Annotated in this window: 3 protein-coding genes; all 3 read left to right on the top strand. The window is 44.1% G+C overall.

Annotated elements, in window-relative coordinates; genetic code table 11:
* Nucleotides 1-199: MarR family winged helix-turn-helix transcriptional regulator (locus R7040_RS25045; protein ID WP_411978200.1), on the top strand; the 199-nt coding region annotated here is incomplete at its 5' end.
* A gap of 33 nt (nt 200-232) precedes the next feature.
* Entirely contained in the window at nt 233-586 is a 354-nt protein-coding gene (locus tag R7040_RS25050) for an MmcQ/YjbR family DNA-binding protein (RefSeq protein WP_180796002.1), read from the top strand.
* A gap of 124 nt (nt 587-710) precedes the next feature.
* The coding region (locus R7040_RS25055) for an Mpo1-like protein (RefSeq protein WP_318097365.1) at nt 711-963 on the top strand (253 nt) is incomplete at its 3' end.

A 963-nucleotide genomic window follows, 5' to 3' on the forward strand; every position in this document is an offset into this window, starting at 1 on the left:
AGGCTTTATTGCCAGAGAGCACAGTAAAGAAGACCGACGCAGTGTTACTGTTGAGCTAACAACTGAAGGCTTGGCATTGATTGAGTCGTTAATCCAAGAGCATGTGGATGTACAACATAGTTTGATTAGTGGATTGTCGGCGGACGAAAAGTCACAAGTGAATCAGGCGTTAAAGTTACTACTGCCTCAATTTGAATAGCGAATCTCGTTGCAAAGAAAACAAGGAATGAGCATGAATATCAAAGAATTGGAATCGTATTTAGAGACATTTATGTGCGCCGAAAGTGACTTCCCCTTTGGCCCTGACGCGCTTGTGTTCAAAGTAAAAGGCAAAATGTTCGCGATAATCGCGGAGCGTGGTGGTCGAGAATACGTCAGTGTTAAAGTGAAACCGGAAGATGGAGAAGTGCTAACGTCCCAGTTTACCGACATCACACCGGGCTACCACCTTAACAAACGCCATTGGGTCACAGTGTATTTCAATGGTGATGCCGAAGATGGTCTCATTCAAGACTTGTGCGAGCGCTCCTACGATTTGGTTGTAGCGAAACTGCCCAAAGCGCAACGTACATTGCTTGAACACTGAAGCCGAATAGCATTTCAGGAAAGCATTTAGGCAATAACGAAAACCATCAATTGCTCGCTGAAAAACTCGCACCTTTTTTGAGCTCGGGCTATATAAAAAGAAGTTGCGTAAAAAGGGAAGTGATATGCGAGCACTATCTGACTGGTTAGAAGCCTACGGTGAAAGCCATCAAAACCCAATCAATCAAAAAATTCACAAAGTTGCCGTACCGGGTATTTATCTTTCTGTGGTAGGGCTTATTTGGTCCATTCCTCACCTTTCAATCTTAGGTTTTCAGCTCAACTGGGTTTGGTGCGCTGTCATTCCGGTTTGGGTCTTTTACTTCCGTTTATCTCTCAGTGTGTTCATGATGATGCTCGGTTACACGTTAGCGTGTA

The organism is Vibrio sp. 1069, assembly GCF_033340555.1.